The sequence below is a fragment of the Variovorax sp. P4_D9 genome, assembly GCF_056401695.1.
Genome location: NZ_JBFUIU010001505.1, coordinates 1 through 1,182, shown reverse-complemented (window position 1 = coordinate 1,182; position 1,182 = coordinate 1). Strand labels below are relative to the sequence as shown.

General features: G+C 65.6%; 1 protein-coding gene and 2 pseudogenes. All 3 read right to left on the bottom strand.

Annotated elements, in window-relative coordinates; all coding sequences use genetic code 11:
• Positions 1–446, bottom strand: a pseudogene (locus AC1DY5_RS56415) (fumarylacetoacetate hydrolase family protein); the annotation flags it as partial.
• Between the two features lie 88 nt (positions 447–534).
• Positions 535–720, bottom strand: a pseudogene (locus AC1DY5_RS56410) (FAD-binding protein); the annotation flags it as partial.
• Positions 721–848: 128 nt separating this feature from the next.
• A partial coding sequence (locus AC1DY5_RS56405; RefSeq protein ID WP_478122834.1) for an electron transfer flavoprotein subunit alpha/FixB family protein occupies positions 849–1,182 on the bottom strand: 334 nt, incomplete at its 5' end.

The following is a 1,182-nucleotide window of genomic DNA, read 5'->3' as shown; positions in this document are numbered from 1 at the left end:
GAGTTGGGCTTTTGGCAGATGTACGGGGAACCGCCGCGGCGGCGCTCCTGGATCGCCGCGAGCGCCGTCTCCCGGCGAGCGCCAGCGCCCGCACCGGCTGAACCGTCGCCGCTGTCCTCAGCGGCCTCGATCAACTGGCCCGCGTAGTTGCCGATCGTGCAAAACACCTGACGGGGTGCTACCGGCGCGTGCAGGCGCAGACTTTCCACCAGAAATCCCTCGGCAGCGATGGCCTGCAGGACATGGGTCGAGTTGCAAGCGGCCCGCAGAGGTTCGACCAGTCGAGACCACTGACTCTGAAGCCCCTGCAGATCGAGTTCCGCCGCGAGCCCACGGGTCGAAGCGAGGGCCAGGCAACGATTCAGTCCTAGCGCGCGCTCGCCCGTCGCCAGAGCCAAGAAAGGACGCCCATCACCTATCGATGCGTTGATCATCACGACGCTCACGCAAGCGCTCCTTCTTGTAATGATTGGCGACGTCGCACTACCGCGCGCGTCGTCTTCCGCACAATCAACAATCTGGTCACGGCCGTATTCACAGTTTCTCGACCAGTTCCGGCACGGCCGTGAACAGGTCGGCGACCAGGCCGTAGTCGGCCACCGAGAAGATCGGCGCCTCCTCGTTCTTGTTGATCGCCACGATCACCTTGGAGTCCTTCATGCCCGCCAGATGTTGGATCGCGCCCGACATGCCGGCTGCGATGTAGCGCTGCGGCGCCACTCCTCGATCGGAACGCGTCGAACGGGCATTCGACGCCCCAGCGGCGTGGAGCGGCGGTGGTTCGAACTGCGCCTGGCCCTTGGCTGCGCGAAGCTCGAACAGGCAATGTCTGAGAAGTGCCATGTCGTTCAAACCGCGGCAACTAGTTCCGGCACGGCCGTGAACAGGTCCGCGACCAGGCCGTAGTCGGCCACCGAGAAGATTGGCGCCTCCTCGTCCTTGTTGATCGCCACGATCACCTTCGAGTCCTTCATGCCCGCCAGATGCTGGATCGCGCCCGAGATGCCGCAGGCGATGTACAACTGCGGCGCGACGATCTTGCCGGTCTGGCCGACCTGCCAGTCGTTCGGGGCGTAGCCTGCGTCGACGGCTGCGCGGCTGGCGCCCAGGCCCGCGTTGAGCTTGTCGGCCAGCGGCGCCATCACTTCCTGGAACTTCTCGGCGCTGCCCAGGGCCCGGCCG